Annotated in this window: 15 protein-coding genes, 1 tRNA gene and 1 pseudogene; 9 read left to right on the top strand and 8 right to left on the bottom strand. The window is 67.7% G+C overall.

Features of this window, described 5'->3' with window-relative positions; genetic code table 11:
• Nucleotides 1–244: 244 nt before the first annotated feature.
• From B5Y19_RS18840 to B5Y19_RS18830, 3 genes are read right to left on the bottom strand one after another with little or no spacing between them, the layout of a single operon-like run.
• A complete protein-coding gene (locus tag B5Y19_RS18840; protein WP_079591920.1) occupies nt 245–3,661 on the bottom strand; it encodes an error-prone DNA polymerase in 3,417 nt (1,138 codons plus the stop codon).
• Nucleotides 3,658–5,202, bottom strand: coding sequence for a Y-family DNA polymerase (locus B5Y19_RS18835; protein WP_079591919.1), 1,545 nt, complete (start codon nt 5,200–5,202; stop codon nt 3,658–3,660). The genes B5Y19_RS18840 and B5Y19_RS18835 overlap by 4 nt, the downstream gene beginning before the upstream one ends.
• Nucleotides 5,108–5,995: an ImuA family protein gene (locus B5Y19_RS18830; RefSeq protein ID WP_210190120.1), complete on the bottom strand. Its 888-nt coding sequence runs from the start codon at nt 5,993–5,995 to the stop codon at nt 5,108–5,110. The genes B5Y19_RS18835 and B5Y19_RS18830 overlap by 95 nt, the downstream gene beginning before the upstream one ends.
• Before the next feature lie 280 nt (nt 5,996–6,275).
• On the opposite strand from B5Y19_RS18830, the gene B5Y19_RS18825 reads away from it, so the two are divergent.
• The 6 genes and pseudogenes from B5Y19_RS18825 (at nt 6,276) to B5Y19_RS18800 (ending at nt 11,923) form a co-directional block, all read left to right on the top strand.
• Nucleotides 6,276–7,721, top strand: coding sequence for a phospholipase D-like domain-containing protein (locus tag B5Y19_RS18825; protein WP_055726494.1), 1,446 nt, complete (start codon nt 6,276–6,278; stop codon nt 7,719–7,721).
• Between the two features lie 87 nt (nt 7,722–7,808).
• Nucleotides 7,809–8,609: pseudogene (locus B5Y19_RS18820) on the top strand (endonuclease/exonuclease/phosphatase family protein); the annotation flags it as partial.
• A 338-nt stretch (nt 8,610–8,947) separates the two neighbouring features.
• Nucleotides 8,948–9,496, top strand: coding sequence for a chromate transporter (locus tag B5Y19_RS18815; RefSeq protein WP_079591917.1), 549 nt, complete (start codon nt 8,948–8,950; stop codon nt 9,494–9,496).
• Between the two features lie 10 nt (nt 9,497–9,506).
• Nucleotides 9,507–10,043 carry a chromate transporter gene (locus B5Y19_RS18810; protein ID WP_055726459.1) on the top strand — a complete coding sequence of 179 codons (537 nt, stop codon included), beginning with the start codon at nt 9,507–9,509 and terminating at the stop codon, nt 10,041–10,043.
• A 78-nt stretch (nt 10,044–10,121) separates the two neighbouring features.
• Nucleotides 10,122–10,832: a GntR family transcriptional regulator gene (locus B5Y19_RS18805; protein ID WP_055726458.1), complete on the top strand. Its 711-nt coding sequence runs from the start codon at nt 10,122–10,124 to the stop codon at nt 10,830–10,832.
• A 125-nt stretch (nt 10,833–10,957) separates the two neighbouring features.
• Nucleotides 10,958–11,923: a dihydrodipicolinate synthase family protein gene (locus B5Y19_RS18800; protein ID WP_055726457.1), complete on the top strand. Its 966-nt coding sequence runs from the start codon at nt 10,958–10,960 to the stop codon at nt 11,921–11,923.
• Nucleotides 11,924–12,004: 81 nt separating this feature from the next.
• On the opposite strand, the gene B5Y19_RS18795 is transcribed toward B5Y19_RS18800, so the two are convergent.
• Both B5Y19_RS18795 and B5Y19_RS18790 read right to left on the bottom strand, forming a co-directional pair.
• Nucleotides 12,005–12,220: a DUF1059 domain-containing protein gene (locus B5Y19_RS18795; protein ID WP_055726456.1), complete on the bottom strand. Its 216-nt coding sequence runs from the start codon at nt 12,218–12,220 to the stop codon at nt 12,005–12,007.
• 233 nt (nt 12,221–12,453) lie between these two features.
• Entirely contained in the window at nt 12,454–13,095 is a 642-nt protein-coding gene (locus B5Y19_RS18790) for a class I SAM-dependent methyltransferase (protein ID WP_055726455.1), read from the bottom strand.
• Nucleotides 13,096–13,130: 35 nt separating this feature from the next.
• On the opposite strand from B5Y19_RS18790, the gene B5Y19_RS18785 reads away from it, so the two are divergent.
• Nucleotides 13,131–13,343: a hypothetical protein gene (locus B5Y19_RS18785; RefSeq protein WP_079591916.1), complete on the top strand. Its 213-nt coding sequence runs from the start codon at nt 13,131–13,133 to the stop codon at nt 13,341–13,343.
• Between the two features lie 75 nt (nt 13,344–13,418).
• Here the strand turns inward: B5Y19_RS18785 and B5Y19_RS18780 are convergent, their stop codons facing one another.
• Complete coding sequence (locus B5Y19_RS18780; protein ID WP_055726453.1) at nt 13,419–13,676, bottom strand: hypothetical protein; 258 nt, start codon at nt 13,674–13,676, stop codon at nt 13,419–13,421.
• An 885-nt stretch (nt 13,677–14,561) separates the two neighbouring features.
• On the opposite strand from B5Y19_RS18780, the gene B5Y19_RS18770 reads away from it, so the two are divergent.
• Entirely contained in the window at nt 14,562–14,939 is a 378-nt protein-coding gene (locus B5Y19_RS18770) for a putative quinol monooxygenase (RefSeq protein ID WP_244555639.1), read from the top strand.
• A 24-nt stretch (nt 14,940–14,963) separates the two neighbouring features.
• On the opposite strand, the gene B5Y19_RS18765 is transcribed toward B5Y19_RS18770, so the two are convergent.
• Together B5Y19_RS18765 and recJ are read right to left on the bottom strand one after the other, a co-directional pair.
• Nucleotides 14,964–15,038: transfer RNA gene (locus tag B5Y19_RS18765), tRNA-Glu, on the bottom strand.
• Between the two features lie 104 nt (nt 15,039–15,142).
• Nucleotides 15,143–16,945, bottom strand: coding sequence for a single-stranded-DNA-specific exonuclease RecJ (gene recJ, locus B5Y19_RS18760; RefSeq protein ID WP_139384460.1), 1,803 nt, complete (start codon nt 16,943–16,945; stop codon nt 15,143–15,145).
• Nucleotides 16,946–17,064: 119 nt separating this feature from the next.
• On the opposite strand from recJ, the gene B5Y19_RS18755 reads away from it, so the two are divergent.
• A complete protein-coding gene (locus tag B5Y19_RS18755) occupies nt 17,065–18,717 on the top strand; it encodes an FAD-binding dehydrogenase (RefSeq protein WP_055726347.1) in 1,653 nt (550 codons plus the stop codon).
• Nucleotides 18,718–18,742 lie beyond the last annotated feature (25 nt).

Raw genomic sequence — 18,742 nt, 5'->3', positions numbered from 1 at the left:
CGAGCCATAGCGTGTTTTTTCTTATTTCACTGCCGCTGGAGAAGTTTGTTTTGACGGACACCATCGGAGCCTTCCAAGAAGGCTAGCCCTCGCCTCCGCATCATCTCATCCCGGACAAGCTGCGGAGCGGCGTCGATCCGGGATTCATCGCCGGAACATTCCCGACGAAGCTTCAGGCATGGATCCCGGGTTTCCCTGCGATCGCCTGGGATGACCGGGGATGATGAAAGCGGCCCTCACCGCCTCAATGGAAATCCCGCGATTTCGGCAGGATCCGCACATTGCGCGGGTGGCGGTGGCGGGGCAGCGGCGGGTTCTTCAGCTCGTCCACGGGCATGGGAACCTCGGCGCGATGCGTGTCCGACAGCGACAGGAGATCGATCGAACGGTCGGTGATGCGCTGGGCCATAAGATGGACGACGCCCTCGACGCTCTTCTGCACCCTGCCCTCGACCAGCATCAGCCTTGCGCCCATGACCTCGCGGCGGAAGCGCTCGAACAGCCGCGCCCAGATCACGACATTGGTGATGCCGGTCTCGTCCTCCAGCGTGACGAAGATCGCCTTGCCGTTCCCCGGCCGCTGGCGCACCAGCACGACACCCGCCGTACGGGCGAAAGCGGCATCGGGCCTCGCCTCGGTCTCGGCACAGCTCAGCACGCCCTCGCGCCGGAAGCGCGGGCGCAAGAGCTGCATCGGGTGCCCCTTCAGCGAGAGTCGGACGGTTTGGTAATCGGCGACGATGTGTTCGGCCAGAGGCATGGCGGGCAGCGCCATCGCCCGCTCCTGCCCCAGTTCGCGGGCACTGGCGGCCTGGAAAAGCGGCAACGCCGCGTCATCCGGCAGGCGTCGCACGGCCCAGAGCGCCTCGCGGCGATCCAGCCCGAGCGAGCGGAAGGCATCGGCATCGGCGAGCAGGCGCATGGCGCGGGCGGGCAGAGCGGCCCGGCGCATCAGCTCCTCGACATCGCGGTAGGGGCCGTGCACTTCCCGCTCCTCCGCGATGGCTTGGCCCCACTCATCCTTGAAGCCGTCGATCTGGCGAAAGCCGAGGCGCAGTGCGAAGGGGTCCCGTTTGCTCGGCTGCTGCGGCCGATCATGATAAGAGCTTGATTCCGAAACAGCTTCCAAGCTGTTGTCCAAAAAGCTGGAATTGACATCGGCCGGGCGCGGCTCGACGCCGCCATTCTCCTCCGCCTCCCGGACGATCTGGGCAGGCGCATAGAAGCCCATCGGCTGAGAATTCAGCAGCGCGGCGGCGAAAGCCGCCGGATAGTGCTTTTTCAGGAACGAGGAGATGTAGACCAGCTTGGCGAAGGAGGCGGCGTGACTTTCCGGAAAGCCATAGCTGCCAAAGCCCTTGATCTGCTCGAAGCAACGCTGGGCGAAATCGCGCTCATAGCCGCGTTCCACCATGCGTTCGACCATCATCGCCTCGTAATTGCCGATGGTGCCGGCATTGCGGAAGGTCGCCATCGCCTTGCGCAGGCCGTTCGCCTCAGGTTCGGTGAACTTGGCGGCTTCCATGGCGAGGCGCATCGCCTGCTCCTGAAAGAGCGGAACGCCAAAGGTCTTCTTCAACACCTCGTAGAGTTCATTCGCCGGTCCATGCTCGGGCGACGGCGAGGGATAGGTCACCTTCTCGAGACCCGACCGCCGCTTCAGATAGGGATGGACCATGTTGCCCTGGATCGGTCCGGGGCGGACGATCGCGACCTGGATGACGAGGTCATAGAACTTCCGCGGCCTGAGGCGCGGCAGCATGTTCATCTGGGCACGGCTCTCGACCTGGAAGACGCCGAGCGATTTGCCCTCGCAGAGCATGTCGTAGGTCGCCTCGTCGCCATCCGTGAAATCGGCGAGCTGATAGGATTTTCCGCCGTTGGCCGCGATCAGATCGAACGCCTTGCGAATACAGGTCAGCATGCCCAGGGCGAGCACATCGACCTTCATCAGCCCGAGTTCGTCGATATCGTCGCGGTCCCATTCGATGAAGGTGCGATCGTCCATCGCGGCGTTGCCGATCGGCACGGTCTCATCGAGCCGTCCGCGCGACAAAACGAAGCCGCCGACATGCTGCGAGAGATGGCGCGGATAGCCCAATAACCGGGTGGCGAAATCGACGGCGCGGCGGATCGTCGGATTGGTCGGATCGAGCCCGGCCTGACGGATGCGGGCATCGCCGATCTCGCTGCCCCAGCTGCCCCAATTGGTATCGGCGATGCGGGCGGTGACGTCCTCGGTCAGGCCCAGCACCTTGCCGGCCTCGCGGATGGCGCTGCGTGGCCGGTAATGGATCACGGTGGCGGCGATGCCGGCACGCTCACGGCCATAGAACTTGTAGATCCACTGGATCACCTCCTCGCGCCGCTCGTGCTCGAAATCGACGTCGATATCGGGCGGCTCCTTGCGCTCGGTGGAGATGAAGCGCTCGAACAGCACATCGTTCTCGGCCGGGTCGACGGCGGTGATGCCGAGCACGTAGCAGACGGCGGAATTGGCGGCCGAGCCGCGGCCCTGGCAGAGGATGCCTCTACTGTTCGCGAATTCGACGATCTGGCGGATCGTCAGGAAATAGCGGGCGTATTCGAGCTTCCCGATCAGATCGAGTTCCTTCGCCAAGAGCTTCTCGACCTTCTCCGGCACGCCATCGGGATAGCGGATCAGGCAGCAGCGGCGGACCAGTTCCACGAGCCAATCCTGGTCCTTCCAGCCGGGCGGGATCGGCTCGTCGGGATATTCGTATTTGAGCTGGCCAAGATCGAACTCAATGCGGGAGAACAGGGCTTGCGTCTCGGCGATGGCCTCGGGCGCATCGCGAAACAAACGCGCCATTTCCTGCGGCAACTTGAGATGGCGCTCGGCATTGGATTCGAGCAGGCGCCCGGCTCGCTCGATGGTGGTGCCCTCGCGGATGCAGGTCAGCACGTCCTGCAGGTCGCGCTGCGCGATGGAATCGTAGAGTGCGTCATTGGTCGCGATCAGAGGCGTGCGGGTCGCTGCCGCGATCGCCTTGAGCCGCGCGAGGCGGCGGCGATCGTCGCCGCGGCGGTGCATGCTGGCGGCGAGCCAGACAGCGCCGGGCGCAGCATCGTCCAGCTTGGCGAGCAGAGCAGGCAGGCCATCGAGGCTGCGCTCGGGCATCAGGGTCAGCAGCAGGTCGCGGGCATCGTTGAGGAGGTCGTCGAGGACGAGATGGCATTCGCCCTTCTTCACGCCGTCCTTCAGGTTGCCATGGCTGAGCAGGCGGCAGAGCCTTCCCCAGCCGGCGCGGTTGGCGGGATAGACGACGATATCAGGTGTGCCGTCAGCGAAGACGAGGCGGGTGCCGGTCGCGAGCTTGAAGCGCTCCGCCTTCGCCTTCATCTGCGCGGGCGTGAAAGGCAGGGCGGAGCATTCGAGGTTCTCGGCCCAGTAATATTCACCGGGACTGCCGCCTTCCCTGATCTTGTCGGGCGCCGGCAGGCCGTCCTCGCGCAATTGCTTCAGCGCCGCCCAGGCCCGCACGACGCCCGCCACCGTATTGCGGTCGGCGATGCCGATGCCGGAATAGCCGAGCAGCAGCGCGGTCAGCACCATATGCGGCCCCGGGGAGGCGCCGCGCAGGAAGGAAAAATGCGTGGCGGCAACAGGTTCGGCAAAGGGGCTCCCAATCTGATTCATGCGAAGAGTCCGTGCAGGAACCAGCGCGGCGGGTCGTTTCCGGCCTCGTAGAAACCGATCCGGTAGAGCCAGAAGCGGCGGCCTTCAGCATCCTCGACGCGATAATAGTCGCGCATCGGCTCGTCCGAGCCGTCACGCCACCATTCGGGAGCGATGCGCTCAGGGCCCTCGGCGCGGGCGACGTCATGGATGAGGCGGCGCCAGCGGAAGCGGATCGGCGGGCCGTCGGGCACCTCCGCGATCGCCTCGACAGCTTGAGGCGGCTCGAAGAGCTGGAGCGGGCGGGCCGGCGGCTCCTCCGGCTCGGGCTCGGGCCAGGCCACTTCCGGCAGCGGCGCGGCAGCCGAGAGCGCCTTCGCGGCCCGGACGGGGTGATGCGTGTCCTGTGCCGCGAAGCGCAGCACGCGGTCGCGGCCGAAGCGGGTGACGAGCCGGTCGACGAGCGCGGCCACCGCCTCCTCCTCGACGGCGCGGCCGTCGAGGCTGTGCTGCTGCTCCGCCAGCGGCTCACAGACCGGCACGGCGAGCTTGATCGCATCGAAGCCGAAGCCGGGATCGAGCGGATCGGCCAGCGCCTCGATGCGCTCGCGATAGAGCCTGAGCAGCGCCTTGGCATCGCGCGAAGGCCGGCCGGTCTCGATGGCAAGGCGACGGACCGCGCCGTCGCTGCGGAAGAAGCCGATCTCGAAGACGCGTCCGCCTTCACCCCGCGCCTCCAGCACGCGGGCGGCCTCCCCGATCAGCCGGACGACCACCGCCTCGAGGCTCGCCGTATCGGCGAAAGGCTCGGCGAAATGGCGCTCGACCACGCAATCGGGCGGCGGGCGCAGCGGCGTGATGCGCCGGTCCTCGCGTCCGAGGATGCGCAGGAGCTTCACCGCCAGCGCCTCGCCGAAGCGGGCCGAGAGCGTTTCCGAGGGTCTCTCCGCGAGATCGGCCAGCGTCTTGAGGCCGGCACGCGAGAGCGCGATCACGGTCTCGGCGTCGGTATCCAGCGCGGCGATCGGCAAGGCGCGCAGCTGCGCCTCCTCCTGTCCCGGCAGGACGATGCCGCCATCGCCATGGCGGGCGCAGGCACGGGCGGCATCGGGCGTGCCGGCGATGGCGGCCTTGAGCTTGAGGCCGATGCGCTGCATGGAGTGCCCGGCTAGCGTGCCGAGCCCCTTCTCGCCCCCGAAGAGATGGGCGCAGCCGGTGATGTCGAGCACGAGGCCATGCGGCTCGTCGAGCGCGACCAGCGGGGTGAAGCGGTCGCAGAAGGCGGCGAGCGCTTCGAGGAATTCGCCGTCGGCCTGCGGCTCAGCCTCCAGCGCGACAAGATCGGGAATGCGCGCGCGGGCATCGGCCAGGGTCATGCCGCGGGTCAGGCCGAGATGAACGGCCCGCAGATCGCAATCGACGAGCCGCAGCGCATTGTGCTGCGTTTCGACCAGGACATGGGGCTTCTCAGCCGACGCGCCGAAGGCCGGAATCGCACCCGTCCGCTGCAACCTGTCCGTCGCCAGATAGGGGAACCAGAGGGCGAGATAGCGGCGCGGCATGGTCTGTCCGGGAAGCCAATCTGTCCGATCGGTCGAAAAGGCTGCGTTCCGCGAAAGTTCGTCGGTCACGGTCCCACTCCACACGCCACTCACGCTCCGCTGCGCCGCCGCGCTGGCGCAGCAATCTCAAGGCAAAAGCCGGGACGCCCGGGGCGTTGGCCTCCAGCGCCCGCGAGGCGAGCGCCCTCACCTGCCAGCGGGTGCGCGCCGCGCTCGGCGCCTCGGCCGCGGCCACGCGCAGCAGCAGGACCGGCACGCCCGAGCCTTCCGCCGCGAGCGAGAGCCGCCGGCTCGCAGTGAGGTCGAAGGCGCGCGGCTCGCCCCAGGGCTCGATCAGCACGGCGCCCAGCGCCGGGCAGCGCGCGCCTTCCGCACCGGCGCGCAGCACGCCCTCGGCATCACGCGCCCGCACCAGCAGCAGCCGGGCAGGATCGAGCCCGAGCTCGTTCAAGCCCGGCGCATGCAGCCGGCCAGTCTCGGCATCGACGAAATCCTGCCGCGCCCAGAGGATCGGCCTTTCGCTCCCTGCAGCTTCCCCTTGCACCGCGCGCAGCGCGAGCCCGAGCGCGAAGCCCGTCGCGGCGGCGACATCGGCGGCGCCGGCAGCGTAGATCTCGTGCAGCGCCGCCCGTTCGAGGCCGCCGGACAGGGCCGCGTCGATCTCCGCTGCACCGAAGCCGACCCTCCCTGTCGCAGCCGGCCCCGTCCGCAAGGCTGCCTCGGCGAGGCTGCGGCGCAGATCGGACAAGGTTGGCGAGGCGACGTTTTGCATGGCGGAGGATAAATTGTTCACTCTTTGTTCCTTATAGAACGCCATGCGATGAATGGCGAGTCGAGTCTGGGGTGGCGGCGCCCTTCCCTGACGCAGGATGACGGGCCGCGCGCCTGCCTGCCTCTTTGGAACGATGGCTATGGCCATGATCACCGCGGCACAGAGCAAGTCGGCTCACCGAAAACGCGCGGCCGCCCCGGACAAGCCGCCTCAGCGGCGCCGATCCGGGCGCCATGCCTGAACCTTGATCGGAGGCGCTCAGGCATGGCGGCCGCCGCGCCCAACGACTAACCTCATGGTCATGTGGGGGATTCTCTCAGCCTATTGGCCGCATATCCTCGCCGTGATCTCGCTCGTCATGGCGGCGGTGGCTGCTGCGCATGCGGTGATGACCAAGGACGAGGTGCGCGGCGCCATCGGCTGGGCCGGCGTCATCATCCTCTCGCCGATCGTCGGGCCGCTCATCTACGCCATCGCCGGCGTGAACCTGATCCGGCGCGCCGCCATCCGGGCCCAGCGCCCCGGCCACGGCGCCGGCACAACCGGGTTCCATGCCGACGGCAAGGAGGTTGCGGAACATTTTGGCCAGCGCTTCCTCGCTCTCAAGACGCTGGGCGACCGCGTCGCCCGCCACCCGCTGACCACCGGCAACAGCATCGAGACCCTGCACACCGGCGACGAGGCCTACGCTGCCATGCTCGCCGCCATCGCAGCAGCCGAGCGCAGCATCATCCTCGAAAGCTACATCTTCGACCGCGACCCGATCGGCCTGCGCATCGCCGATGCGCTGGTCGCCGCGCATCGGCGCGGTGTCGCGGTGCGGGTGCTCATCGACGCGGTCGGCGCCCGCTATTCGGTGCCCAGCATCGCCGGCCATCTGCGCGAGGGTGGCGTCGCGGTCGACGTGTTCAACGGCAACATCATCGTGGGGCTCAGGCTGCCCTATGCCAATCTGCGGACACACCGGAAGATCATCGTCGTCGACGGGACGATCGCCTTCATGGGCGGCATGAACATCCGCCAGGGCTTCACCCGCGAATTCGCCGGCGAAGCCTATGCGCATGACACGCATTTCCGCCTGACCGGACCTGTCGTCGCCGATCTCTTCGCCGTCGCGGCGGAGGATTGGCGCTTCGCCACCGGAGAGGCCCTGGGCGGACCGGCCTGGGCGATCACGCCGCCGGCCACGCACCGGATGCCGGTTCTGATGCGGGCGGTGCCCTCCGGGCCCGACGCCTATCTCGAGACCAATCACAAGCTGCTGATCGGCGCCCTCTCGGTGGCGCGCCGTTCGGTCAGGATCATGTCGCCCTATTTCCTGCCGGACCAGGAGCTGATCAGCGCGCTGGTGACCGCCGCGCGGCGCGGCGTGGACATCGACATCGTCGTACCGTCGGTCAACAATCTCGTGCTGGTCGACCGGGCCATGACCGCGCAATTCGACCAGATGCTCAAGGATTATTGCCGAATCTGGCGCTCGACCGGGCCGTTCGACCATTCCAAGCTCTTCGTCATCGACGGCTGCTGGGCCTATGTCGGCTCGTCCAATCTCGATCCGCGCTCGCTCCGGCTCAATTTCGAGATCGATATCGAGGTGCTCGACCATGGCTTCGCCAGCGAGATCGAGCGCCGGATCGAGGCGGTGATGGCGACGGCGACGCCCGTCACGCTTGCCGGCCTGCGCGCCCGGCCCTATGTCATGCGTCTAATGGACAGGCTGATCTGGCTCGGTTCACCCTATCTCTGAACCATGGCCGTCACATTCCTGGCGCCATGATGCCCATGCCGTCGACCCGTGCATCCGAACGGGTGCGGAGCACAAGCCGGCCGAGCGATGCAGAAGAAGAGCCAGAGCCTGCCTGCCAGCATCATCGCCTCCCTGCGCCAGCGGAAGAATCGGCCCGGCCATCCGGCACGTCCAGCAGCCGGAGAGCAGCGCAGCGGAACGCTGGTCGCCTCGTACAACGTCCATAAATGCGTCGGCGTCGACGGCCGCTTCGACCCCACCCGCATCGCCCAGGTCATCCGCGAGATCGCTCCGGACATCATCGCGCTGCAGGAGGCCGACAAGCGCTTCGGTGCGCGCCATGGCCTGCTCGACCTCGCGCGGCTGAAGGACGAGACCGGGCTCGTGCCGGTCCCGGTCGAGAGCGCCAACGCCGCCGCGCATGGCTGGCACGGCAATGTGGTGCTGATCCGCCAGGGGCTGGTGCGCGACGTCCACCAGGTCTCGCTGCCGGGGCTGGAGCCGCGCGGGGCGCTCGTGGTCGACATCGACCTCGAAAGCGGCGCCGAGCTGCGGATCGTGGCGGCGCATCTCGGCCTGCTGCGGCGCTCGCGCTCCCAGCAGGCGCGCATGCTGATCGAGATCATGAGGAGCCGCGACGAGCGCGCCACGCTGCTGCTCGGGGATCTCAACGAATGGCGGCTCGGCGACCGCTCCGCGCTCAGGGAGCTCGGACCCGCCTTCGGCGCGCTGCCCATGCCGGTGCCGAGCTTTCCCTCGGGGCTGCCCCTGCTGGCGCTGGACAGGATCATCGCCGACCGGCCGGAGATCCTCTCCGATGTGGCCGTCCACGACACGCCGCTGGCGCGCGTCGCATCGGACCACCTGCCGATCAAGGCTTTCGTCGATCCGTCGCTGACGGAACTTGCCGTACCGAATCTCGATCCGGAATCCCTGCCGCTCGGCCGCAGCCCGCAGGCGCAGAACGGTACGCCGGCCAGGGATGCCGATGCCTGGCCACTGCCGATTCCCGAGCCGGTGCCCGACAGCGAACAGCGCAACCGCGAGCTCGTGCGCAAGGCGGGAGACCGGCTGAAGCGCGCCGTCAAGCGGACCCTGCGCCGGGCCTGACCCGCGCCGCCCAGGCCCTTCCCGCCCCGCGTCATGGCGCGCATGCGTTCCGGCGCTGGCAAGCCGGAGAAAAGCCTGCTTTCTGGCGACATCAGCTGCGGTTGGCTTGGAATCACATGCCGGATGCCTTGGCCGAGCGCCCGAGCGCGCTGCAACTTTTCCTGATCTTCGCGCGGATCGGGCTGACCAGCTTCGGCGGCGGCCTGAGCGGCTGGATGCTGCGGGAATTCGTGCAGCGACGCCGGCTGATGAGCGAGGAGGATTTCCTCAACGGGCTTTCGATCGCGCAGGCGCTGCCCGGCGTCAACGTCACCAACATGGCGATCTGGATCGGCTACAAGCTCGGCGGACGCGGCGGGGCGATCGCCTGCTGGCTCGGCATCGTCGTGCCGGCCGCCATCGTCATCGTGCTGCTCGGCACCGCCTTCGCCTGGCTCGGCAACTACGCCGTCACCCATGTCGCACTTGGCGGCGCGGCCTCGGCCGCGATCGGGCTGTCCCTGGCGATGGGGCTGACCGCGGCACGGCGCGTGCCGCGCCGGGTCTTCCCGCTCGCGATCATGGCCGCGACCTTCTTCGCCGTTGCGATCCTGAAATGGCCGCTGCTCTGGACCGTGCTCGGCGCCGGCTCGCTCAGCGTCGCCGTGACCTATTATCGAGGCTGAGCGCCGGACAATGCCCAACCTGCCGCTCAGCATCCTCGCGGTCTTCCTGCCCCTCTCGCTGGTGACGATCGGCGGCGGGCAGAGCGCCATTGCCGACATGCACCGCCAGATCGTCGACGTGCATCACTGGCTGAGTGCCGCGCAATTCGTCGATGCTTTCGCGATCGCGCGGCTGGCGCCCGGGCCGGGCTCGCTCCTGGCGACGCTGATCGGCTGGCAGATCGCCGGGTTCTGGGGGGCGCTGGCGGCGACTGTCGGCATCTTCGGGCCCACCGCCTTCCTGATCTACGGCGTCGCCCATATCTGGTCGCGCTATGAGGGCGCCCGGCTGCTGCGCGCCCTGGAAAAGGGCCTGCGCCCCGTCGCCGCCGGCATGATCCTGGCCGCCAGCTATGTCCTGATCCAGTCGCTCGACGGAGGCTGGCTCGCGCGCGGCACCGCGCTCGTCTCGACAGCGCTGCTCATGCTGACGCCGGTCAATCCGCTGCTGCTGATCGCCAGCGGCGCCGGCTGCTTCGTCGGGCTGCATATGCTGGCGCTGATCTGAGGGAATCTCCGGGCCGGCGCGCAGGATTGCCCGCACCGCCAGGCTTCACTATCCCTCTTGTCGACAAGAGGTGAGCGGATGGAACCGGCGAAGAAGGTCAGCAGTGCGGCGCCCGAGCGTCGACGCGGCTCGGGCGTCAGGGTCGTCTACGACCTGCTGCGGGACGAGATCCTCGATCTGGTACTGCCGCCGGGCAGCCCGATCGACGAGGTGCAGCTCGCCGAGCGCTTCAGCATGTCGCGCACGCCCATCCGTGAGGCGCTGGTGCGGCTCGCAGGCGAAGGGCTGATCGTTACGCTGCCCAACCGCTCGACCATGGTGTCGAACCTCGATTTCCTCAACATGGCCGCGTTCTTCGACGCGCTCGTGCTGATGTATCGGGTCACCGCGCAGCTCGCCGCGCAGCACCGCCGCCCCGAGGACCTGGACGCGATCCGCGACCGGCAGGCCGCCTTCGCCGCCGCGGTCAGGGCGCAGGACGCGCTCGCCATGATCGCGACCAATGCCGCCTTCCATGCCGCCATCGCGGAAGCCGGCCGCAACCCCTATTTCAACAGCCTGTTCAGCCGCCTGCTCGACGAAGGCCGCCGCTTCCTGCGGCTCTACTATCAATCCTATGAAGACCGGCTGCCGCAGCAATTCGTCGACGAGCACGAGGCGATGATCGCCGCGATCGCGGCACGGGATACGGCGGAAGCCGAGCGTCTGGGGCGCGCCCATGCCGAGCAGATCGTCCGGCAGATCCAGACGTTGACCATCGGCGACGAACGGCTGGAGATCGCCCTGTAGGCCGCGCAAGCCCTCCCGATTGCGCCACTTCTCTTGTCGACAAATAATATGCAACATGGCATAAGGGGGCTGCGAGAGGCTCGCGATGCCGCGCGCCCGCCCGCCGAGCAAGCAGGGAGAGCGTGATGAAGGCCAAGATTTTCTCCGGCGTGATCCCCGCGCTGATGACGCCCTGCAAGGCGGATCGAACCCCGGATTTCGACGCGCTGGTCCGCAAGGCCAAGGAGCTGATCGCAGCCGGCATGTCGGCGGTGGTCTATTGCGGCTCGATGGGGGACTGGCCGCTGCTCACCGACGCCCAGCGCATGGAAGGCGTCGAGCGGCTGGCGCAGGCCGGCATCCCGGTCATCGTCGGCACCGGGGCGGTCAACACGGCGTCGGCCGTCGCGCTTGCGGCCCATGCGCAGAAGGTCGGGGCCAAGGGGCTGATGGTGATCCCGCGCGTGCTGTCGCGCGGCTCGGTCATCCTCGCCCAGAAGGCGCATTTCAAGGCGATCCTGTCCGCCGCTCCCGACCTGCCGGCCGTGATCTACAACAGCCCCTATTACGGCTTCGCGACGCGGGCCGACCTGTTCTTCGCGCTGCGCGCGGAGCACCCCAACCTGGTCGGCTTCAAGGAGTTCGGCGGGCCGGCCGACATGCGCTACGCGGCCGAGAACATCACCAGCCGCGACGACGACGTCTCGCTGATGATCGGCGTCGATACCGCCGTCTTCCACGGCTATGTGAATTGCGGCGCGACCGGCGCGATCACCGGCATCGGCAATGTGCTGCCGAAGGAAGTGCTCCATCTGTGCCGGCTGTCGGAAGCCGCGGCCAAGGGCGATCCCGAGGCGCGCCGGCGCGCGCAAGAACTCGAGGAGGCGCTCGCCATCCTCTCCTCCTTCGACGAAGGCCCCGACCTCGTCCTCTATTTCAAGCATCTGATGGTGCTGAAGGGCGCTCATGAATACGCCCTGCACTTCAACGAGACCGACATGCTGACCGAGAGCCAGCGCGGCTATGCCGAGGCGCAGCTCAAGCTGTTCGACAGCTGGTATGCCGCCTGGACCCGGCAGCACGGCTCTACCCGGAGCGACGTCGCAGCCTGAGCGGCGCAAGGCTGACGGCCTCACGCCCCAGCAACCCGACAGGGGCGCAGGAATGTCACGAGGCGGCAGCGCTCGCCGCCGTCAGGCGGCGCGGCTCGGCGCTTCCTCGGAGGGCATGCCGTCCTTGATGATGCCCTTGATCTGATCCCTGAGCGCGGGCGTATCCTGATGCCCGTGCACGGCGACCGCATGCTGCACGGCCGCCTCCAGCAGCTCGCTTTCGGTGTCGGCACTGATCGCGACCGAGCAATTCATCTCGCTCGGGAATGCGCGGCAATCTATGAACTTGCGTCCCATGGCGTCCTCCCCGCTGGGAGACATCGTGCGGCCCTGCGACAAGGGCTGCAGGGCCCATTATACCTTGCCGGCGCGGCCTGCGAAAAGGCGTCACGTCCTTACCCAACCGGGTGCCGGGTGCATGGTGCCTACCTCCACTCACGAATATGGTCCGGACGGCAAACGGCAGCTACGGGGCGGGAGCAGACACTCGCCCAATCCTTCGGTCGCAGTTTCTCGGGCTGCCTCTACACTCAACGACCGAGCTTGTCGTATCCGACGAACGTGAACATGCGCAGGCCCATGACGAGGGGCTGAGCCTCTCCCATGAAGCGATGCACTCCAACGGCCAGCTCCGTCTCGGAGTCAGATAGCCATTGCAGATCGAAGCCGAGCGCCGCGAACCACCGGCAGATCATCGGCACACGGTCCGGCTTTCGGCGATTGCGAGTCCAGATAACGCTTCCGCCAGTCGCGCATAGCTGGGGGCAGGCGTCGATAGTGCGCTTGATATCCTCATCACTGATGTTGCCGAACACTCCACAAATCAGCACCAGAAGCGCTGGCGTCATGTCCCGGTACTGATCGCCAAGCGAGGCGTCAGCAGTCACGACCTCCACCTGATGGAGCCCGCTGGCACGGGCCACTTGTTTGGCGGACCCTGTGTTTCGCTCATCCAGCTCAACAAGCCGTGCCCGGACGTCATTGCGACGCGGATGGTCCGCCAGCACCTCCAGCAAGTCGCGTCCTTGCCCAGCGCACAGGCTGATAACCCGGAGCGGACCGGGTGGGCAGCTGTCCAGGGCGGTCACAATCTGCCCCTGAACGGTCCGCAGGCGCTCCGCCATCCTTGAGCCAGCGCTGTCGTACTTATCGTGCCAGACTCGCCAGTCCATCCCTAATGGCTCCGTGATCCAGACATTGCCGCGACTTGCGCGAGATTCAGCTCCGCCGCGGAGTGCTCGCCGATGCCGAACGCAACGACATCCTGCCGCGCCTGATTGCGACCGTAAACCGGTCTTACCGGCAGGCGGCAGAACAGCAGGTTGGCGAGGAGTACCCGGAGGTCCGTGAGGCGATCCTGAACGACAAGATCAAGGCTGACAGGGCGATGGTACCAATGGCCGCTGGCGAGGCGGCCTAGGGGGTGGCGGCGACGAAGAGTGAAGTGACTTCATGTCTGGAGCCCCGGAGGATGAAAGCTCTCCGGGGATCTTCGTCACGCGAACCAGATCACGGGCAGAAACGGCGCAGTTAAGAGGCAACTTGCCACGAACGGGTATTTGACGGGCTTTCTCGCCGCCAGGAGACCGGCCTCTATCGCGGCAAAAAAAGCAACGGAGAGCAAAAAGCTCCACAGCTGCAAACTCGCCATGCTTGCAAGGCAGAGAACCAAAACGGTGCCCAAGAAACGGAGCGGCGTCCGACTGCTATTGTAGATCGTTCGAGCACCGGGGGCGCCAAGAAATGCTGACATGATCAAATCCTCTCACTGCAATGAGAAGAACATATAATGAACATACCTATATACAAGAGGGTGGCGAAGGGTGTTCTGCGTTCTTGGGAGATACCGCGCTAGAGCGGTTTGCCGCTTCGGGCCTCACAGCGACAGCCACGTTCACCGTTAGGGGGCTTGTGAGGGGTAATGTTGAGGGTGAGGCAGCGGCGCACTTCATGGGCAGGACAAGCGCGGGAAGCACCCCGCAGAGCTGCCGCAGCCGTAGCGACAGGGCCGAGGATCGGGAGGGCAGCGATCAACGGCGTGTCAGCGCACGGCAAGAAACGGGCATCGGAAGGTTCCTGCCCTTTCACCGCGAGGGACGGGTTATGGCTCGTGACCGGCCTTTTGCGCCCTGAAACCCGGAACCGCGCTACTCATCACCCGTTCATCTTCGACAGGCCACACCCGGCCGATATCGTGGCGAACCCGAAGGGAGCGACCAATGAACCGGCGAGGTTTCCTCACTGCCCTGATTGGCGGGGCCGTTACGAGCGTTGCGGTGGTGGTCGACACTGCAAACGCGCAGTTCTTCGGACCATTCGAACTCCCTGAGTGGGAAGACCGCAGGGACCGCTACCGGAGGTATCGTTACGAACGCGAGCGGGAACGTTACAGGCGCGAGCGGGAATGGAGGCGCCGCTCCTATCGTCGTCGCTGGCGGGATGACGACGATGACGATGATTGATCGGCTAGGATGGAGCTGGCGAAACCCCGAAGTCTGCCGGGGTTTGCGACAAGGAAAAGCCCGCCATTCCGACGGGTACTGAAGTCGCCTGGTGTCCGGCCTATGCCGCTTTCTCAGCTTCCTTCTGAGCCTTCAGAACGGCCCTCTTCGCTGCTGACGGGCGGTGGCAGTGCGAGGTGGCAAACAGGGTGAGATCAAGCGACGACCCATGTCGCGCCATAGGCGGAAGGAAATCGGGTGCTCAAGTCATCGCTCAGGACTTCATCAAGTCCGAGGCCCTCGACATCGTCGCGCCGCTCTATCGCGAACTGGTTCAAGCCACGCGCCAAGAGCCCTTGTGCATCAGCTACGAGCTATTCACGAACCAGAGCGATCCCGGACATTTCGTTTTCATCGAAACATGGCCGGATAGAGCCGCTTTGGACCAGCACTGCGCAACGGAGCATTTCCGCCGTCTCGTGCCGCAGATCAATGCCCATCAGAGAGCGCCCTGCGCCGTTACTCTGATGGACGGCTTCGCCGTCTCTAAGTTCATGAAAGAGCAAGAATTCTAGCTTTGCAAGTACTTGGAGGAGCGATGGCGCGGTCTACGGGAATCGAACCCGTCTTCCCAGCGTGAAAGGCTGGTGTCCTAACCGATAGACGAAGACCGCTTTGCCCCGAACCGCGCGGGTTCGTGCCGAAGCGGGCCGAGGTATAGTGGCAGGCCTGCCGCTCCGCAAGCACCCGTTCACAAGAAATCTGATCTCTCGTCGGATCAGGTCGGACGGGCGAGATCAAGGATGCGCAGCTCCGCCGTCTCGTTGCCGCCCCAGCGGTTGAGCGCCAGCGTCGCCGCCAGATGCACCGCCTCCCCGCGCGACGACAGGAGGGCCTGGCCCAGCGGCTCCTGGGCCGCGCGGAAGGCGATGCCGCCGATGCTGGCGCCGTCGCCGGAGCGCAGCTTGATACGGACATGGCCGCCGCTGCCGATCTCGATGGCGTCCGTCAGGCGATGCGCGGGGAAGACGAAGACCGGCTCCGGGCTGCCCGAACCGAAGGGCCCAGCCTTGTCGATCTCAGCGATGAGGCGCGGGCTCGCGCCGCCGGCGCTGAGCGCCGCATCGACCAGCAGGGCCGCAGCCTCGTCGGCGGCATCGACCTCCCGCACCAGATAGTCGCTGAGGAAGGCATGGAAAGGCGCGGCCTGTCCGCGCGCCAGCGTGACGCCGGCCGCCATGGCGTGGCCGCCGCCCTTGACGGCGAGCCCGGCCTCGACGGCGGCACGGACCGCGCGCCCGAGATCGACCCCGGCGACCGAGCGGCCCGAGCCGGTCGCCCCGCCCTCCCCGTTCAGCGCGAGCGCGAAGGCCGGGCGGCGGAAACGCTCCTTCAGCCGCGCCGCGACGAGCCCGACGATGCCGGGATGCCAATCGGCACTGCCCGCGAGCAGGACCGGCATCTCCGAGGCGCCCGCAAGCTCGTGCTCAGCCTGCGACACCGCCTCCAGCACCGCGAGCCGCTCGATCTCCTGGCGCTCCTGGTTGAGGCGGTTGAGCTCGGCGGCGATGCCGCGCGCCTCGACTTCGTCATCGGTCAGCAGCAGGCGGGCGCCGAGCGCGGCATCGCCGATGCGCCCGCCGGCATTGATGCGCGGGCCGAGCAGGTAGCCGAGATGCCAGGGCTGGATCGGACCATCGAGGCCGGAGACGTCCATCAGCGCGGCGAGGCCCGGCCGGGCCCGGCTGCGCATCATCGCCAGCCCCTGGCGCACGAAGGCGCGGTTGAGCCCCCGCAGCGGCACGACGTCGGCCACCGTCGCCAGCGCGACGAGATCGAGCGCCAGCAGCAGGTCCGGCTCGCCGCCGCGTGCCGCCCAATGGCCCTGCCGGCGCAGTTCGCGGCTGGTGGCGACCAGGGCCAGGAAGACCACGCCGGCAGCGCAGAGATGGCCGAGGCCGGAAAGATCGTCCTGCCGGTTCGGATTGACCAGCGCCTCGACCTCCGGCAGGCGCTCGGGCGCCTGATGGTGATCGAGCACGACGACGTCGAGGCCGAGCCGGCGCGCCTCCGCCAGCGGCTCCTCGCTGGTCGTGCCGCAATCGACCGTGACGAGCAGGGTCGCGCCCTCGCCGGCCAGCATGCGGATCGCTTCGCTGTTCGGCCCATAGCCCTCGATCAGCCGGTCCGGGATATGGATGCGCGGACGCGCACCGGCCTGGGACAGGAAGCCCGCGAGCAAGGCGGAGGAGCAGGCGCCGTCGACGTCGTAGTCGCCGAAGATGGCGACGCGCTCGCCCTGCATCGCCGCCCGCGCCAGCCGCGCCGCGGCGGGCTGCATGTCGGCGAGGACGGCCGGGTCCGGCAACAGGTCGCGCAGCTTCGGCTCGAGGAAGCGCATCGCCTCGGCCGGCTCGACGCCGCGCGCCGCGAGCAGCCGCGCCAGGATGTCGGGCAAGCCCTGCTGCTGGCTGAGCATCTCGGCACGGCCGAGCCCGGCGATATCGAGCCGGTCGCGCCAGGGGCGGCCGAGCACCGAGCGGGTAACGCCGAGGAAAGCACGGGGCAACATCAGACTCATGATCCGTCCGGCGTCGCGCAAGCGGCCGCGAAGGTCAACAGCGGCGATGCCTTGCCGGTGGGGAGGAGATCGCCATACTGCCGTCAAGCCGCCGGCAAGGACGGCATCCGGGGCGGATCATGCAGCATGAGACCGACGTGGCGATCGTGGGGGCGGGGCTCTCGGGCCTCGTCGCAGCCTGCGAGATCGCGGATGCCGGCCGCAAGGTCGTGCTGCTCGACCAGGAGCCGCAGCAATCGCTCGGCGGGCAGGCCTTCTGGTCGCTCGGCGGCCTGTTCTTCATCGACAGCCCGGAGCAGCGGCGGTTGCGCATCCGCGATTCCCGCGAATTGGCGCGGGACGACTGGTTCGGCTCGGCCGGCTTCGACCGGCCGGAAGACGAATGGCCGCGGCGCTGGGCCGAGGCCTATCTCGACTTCTCCGCCGGCGAGAAGCGGCCCTGGCTGCACGGCATGGGCATGCGCTGGTTCCCGATCGTCGGCTGGGCCGAGCGCGGCGGCCATCTCGCCACCGGCCATGGCAATTCGGTGCCGCGCTTCCATGTGACATGGGGCACCGGCCCGGGCGTGCTGGAACCCTTCCTGCGACGGGCGAGGGAAGCACAGGCCAGGGGGCTGCTGTCGTTCCGGTTTCGCCATCGCGTCACCGCCATCACGAAAAGCCGCGGCGCGGTCGAGGGCGTCGAGGGCGAGGTGCTGGAAGCGAGCGATGTCGCCCGCGGCGAGAAGAGCGGCCGCGCCGTCGCCGGGCATTTCACGCTGAAAGCGCAGGCGGTGATCGTCACCTCCGGCGGCATCGGCGGCAATCACGATCTGGTCCGGGCGCAGTGGCCGTCGCGGCTGGGCCGCCCCCCTACCCGTCTGCTCTCCGGCGTGCCCGACCATGTCGACGGCGCGATGCTCGCCATCGCACAGGCCGCCGGCGGGCGCCTGATCAACGGCGACCGGATGTGGCACTATGTCGAGGGCATCGCCAACTGGGCGCCGCTCTGGCCGCATCACGGCATCCGCATCCTGCCCGGCCCCTCCTCGCTCTGGTTCGACGCACGCGGCAACCGCCTGCCCGAGCCTCTCTTCCCCGGCTTCGACACGCTTGCCACGCTGGAGCACATCATCGAGACCGGCTACGGCTATTCCTGGTTCGTGCTGAACCGCAGCATCATCGCCAAGGAATTCGCCCTGTCGGGCTCGGAGCAGAACCCGGACCTGACGGGCAAGAGCTGGCGGCAGGTGCTCGGACGCGCCGGAGGCGGCGTGCCCGGTCCTGTGCAGGCCTTCATGGACAAGGGCGAGGACTTCATCGTCGAGAGCGATCTTGCCAGCCTCGTGGCGCGCATGAACGCGCTCGCCGGCGACGCCCTGATCGACGAGGCGCATCTGCGCGGGCAGATCGAGGCCCGCGACCGGGCGCTCGCCAACCCCTTCGGCAAGGATATGCAGGTGACGGCGCTACGCGGCGCGCGCGCCTATCTCGGCGACCGGCTGATCCGGACGGCGAAGCCGCACCGCATCCTCGACCCCGCCCATGGCCCGCTGATCGCCGTCAGGCTCAACATCCTGACGCGGAAATCGCTCGGCGGGCTGATGACCGACCTGTCGTCGCGGGTGCTCGATGCCGCCGGGAAGCCGGTGCCGGGGCTCTATGCGGCCGGCGAAGCGGCCGGTTTCGGCGGCGGTGGCCTGCACGGCTACCGGGCGCTCGAAGGCACCTTCCTCGGCGGTTGTCTTTTTTCAGGGCGAGCGGCCGGGCGCGCGGCGGCGGCGGTCGGGTAGAAGCCGGATGTCAGAAGCATCCAGC

The organism is Allobosea thiooxidans, from assembly GCF_900168195.1.
GTDB classification, from domain to species: Bacteria; Pseudomonadota; Alphaproteobacteria; order Rhizobiales; family Beijerinckiaceae; genus Allobosea; species Allobosea thiooxidans.
The sequence above is the reverse complement of the archived record's forward strand: the minus strand, read 5'-3'. Positions and strand labels throughout refer to the sequence as shown.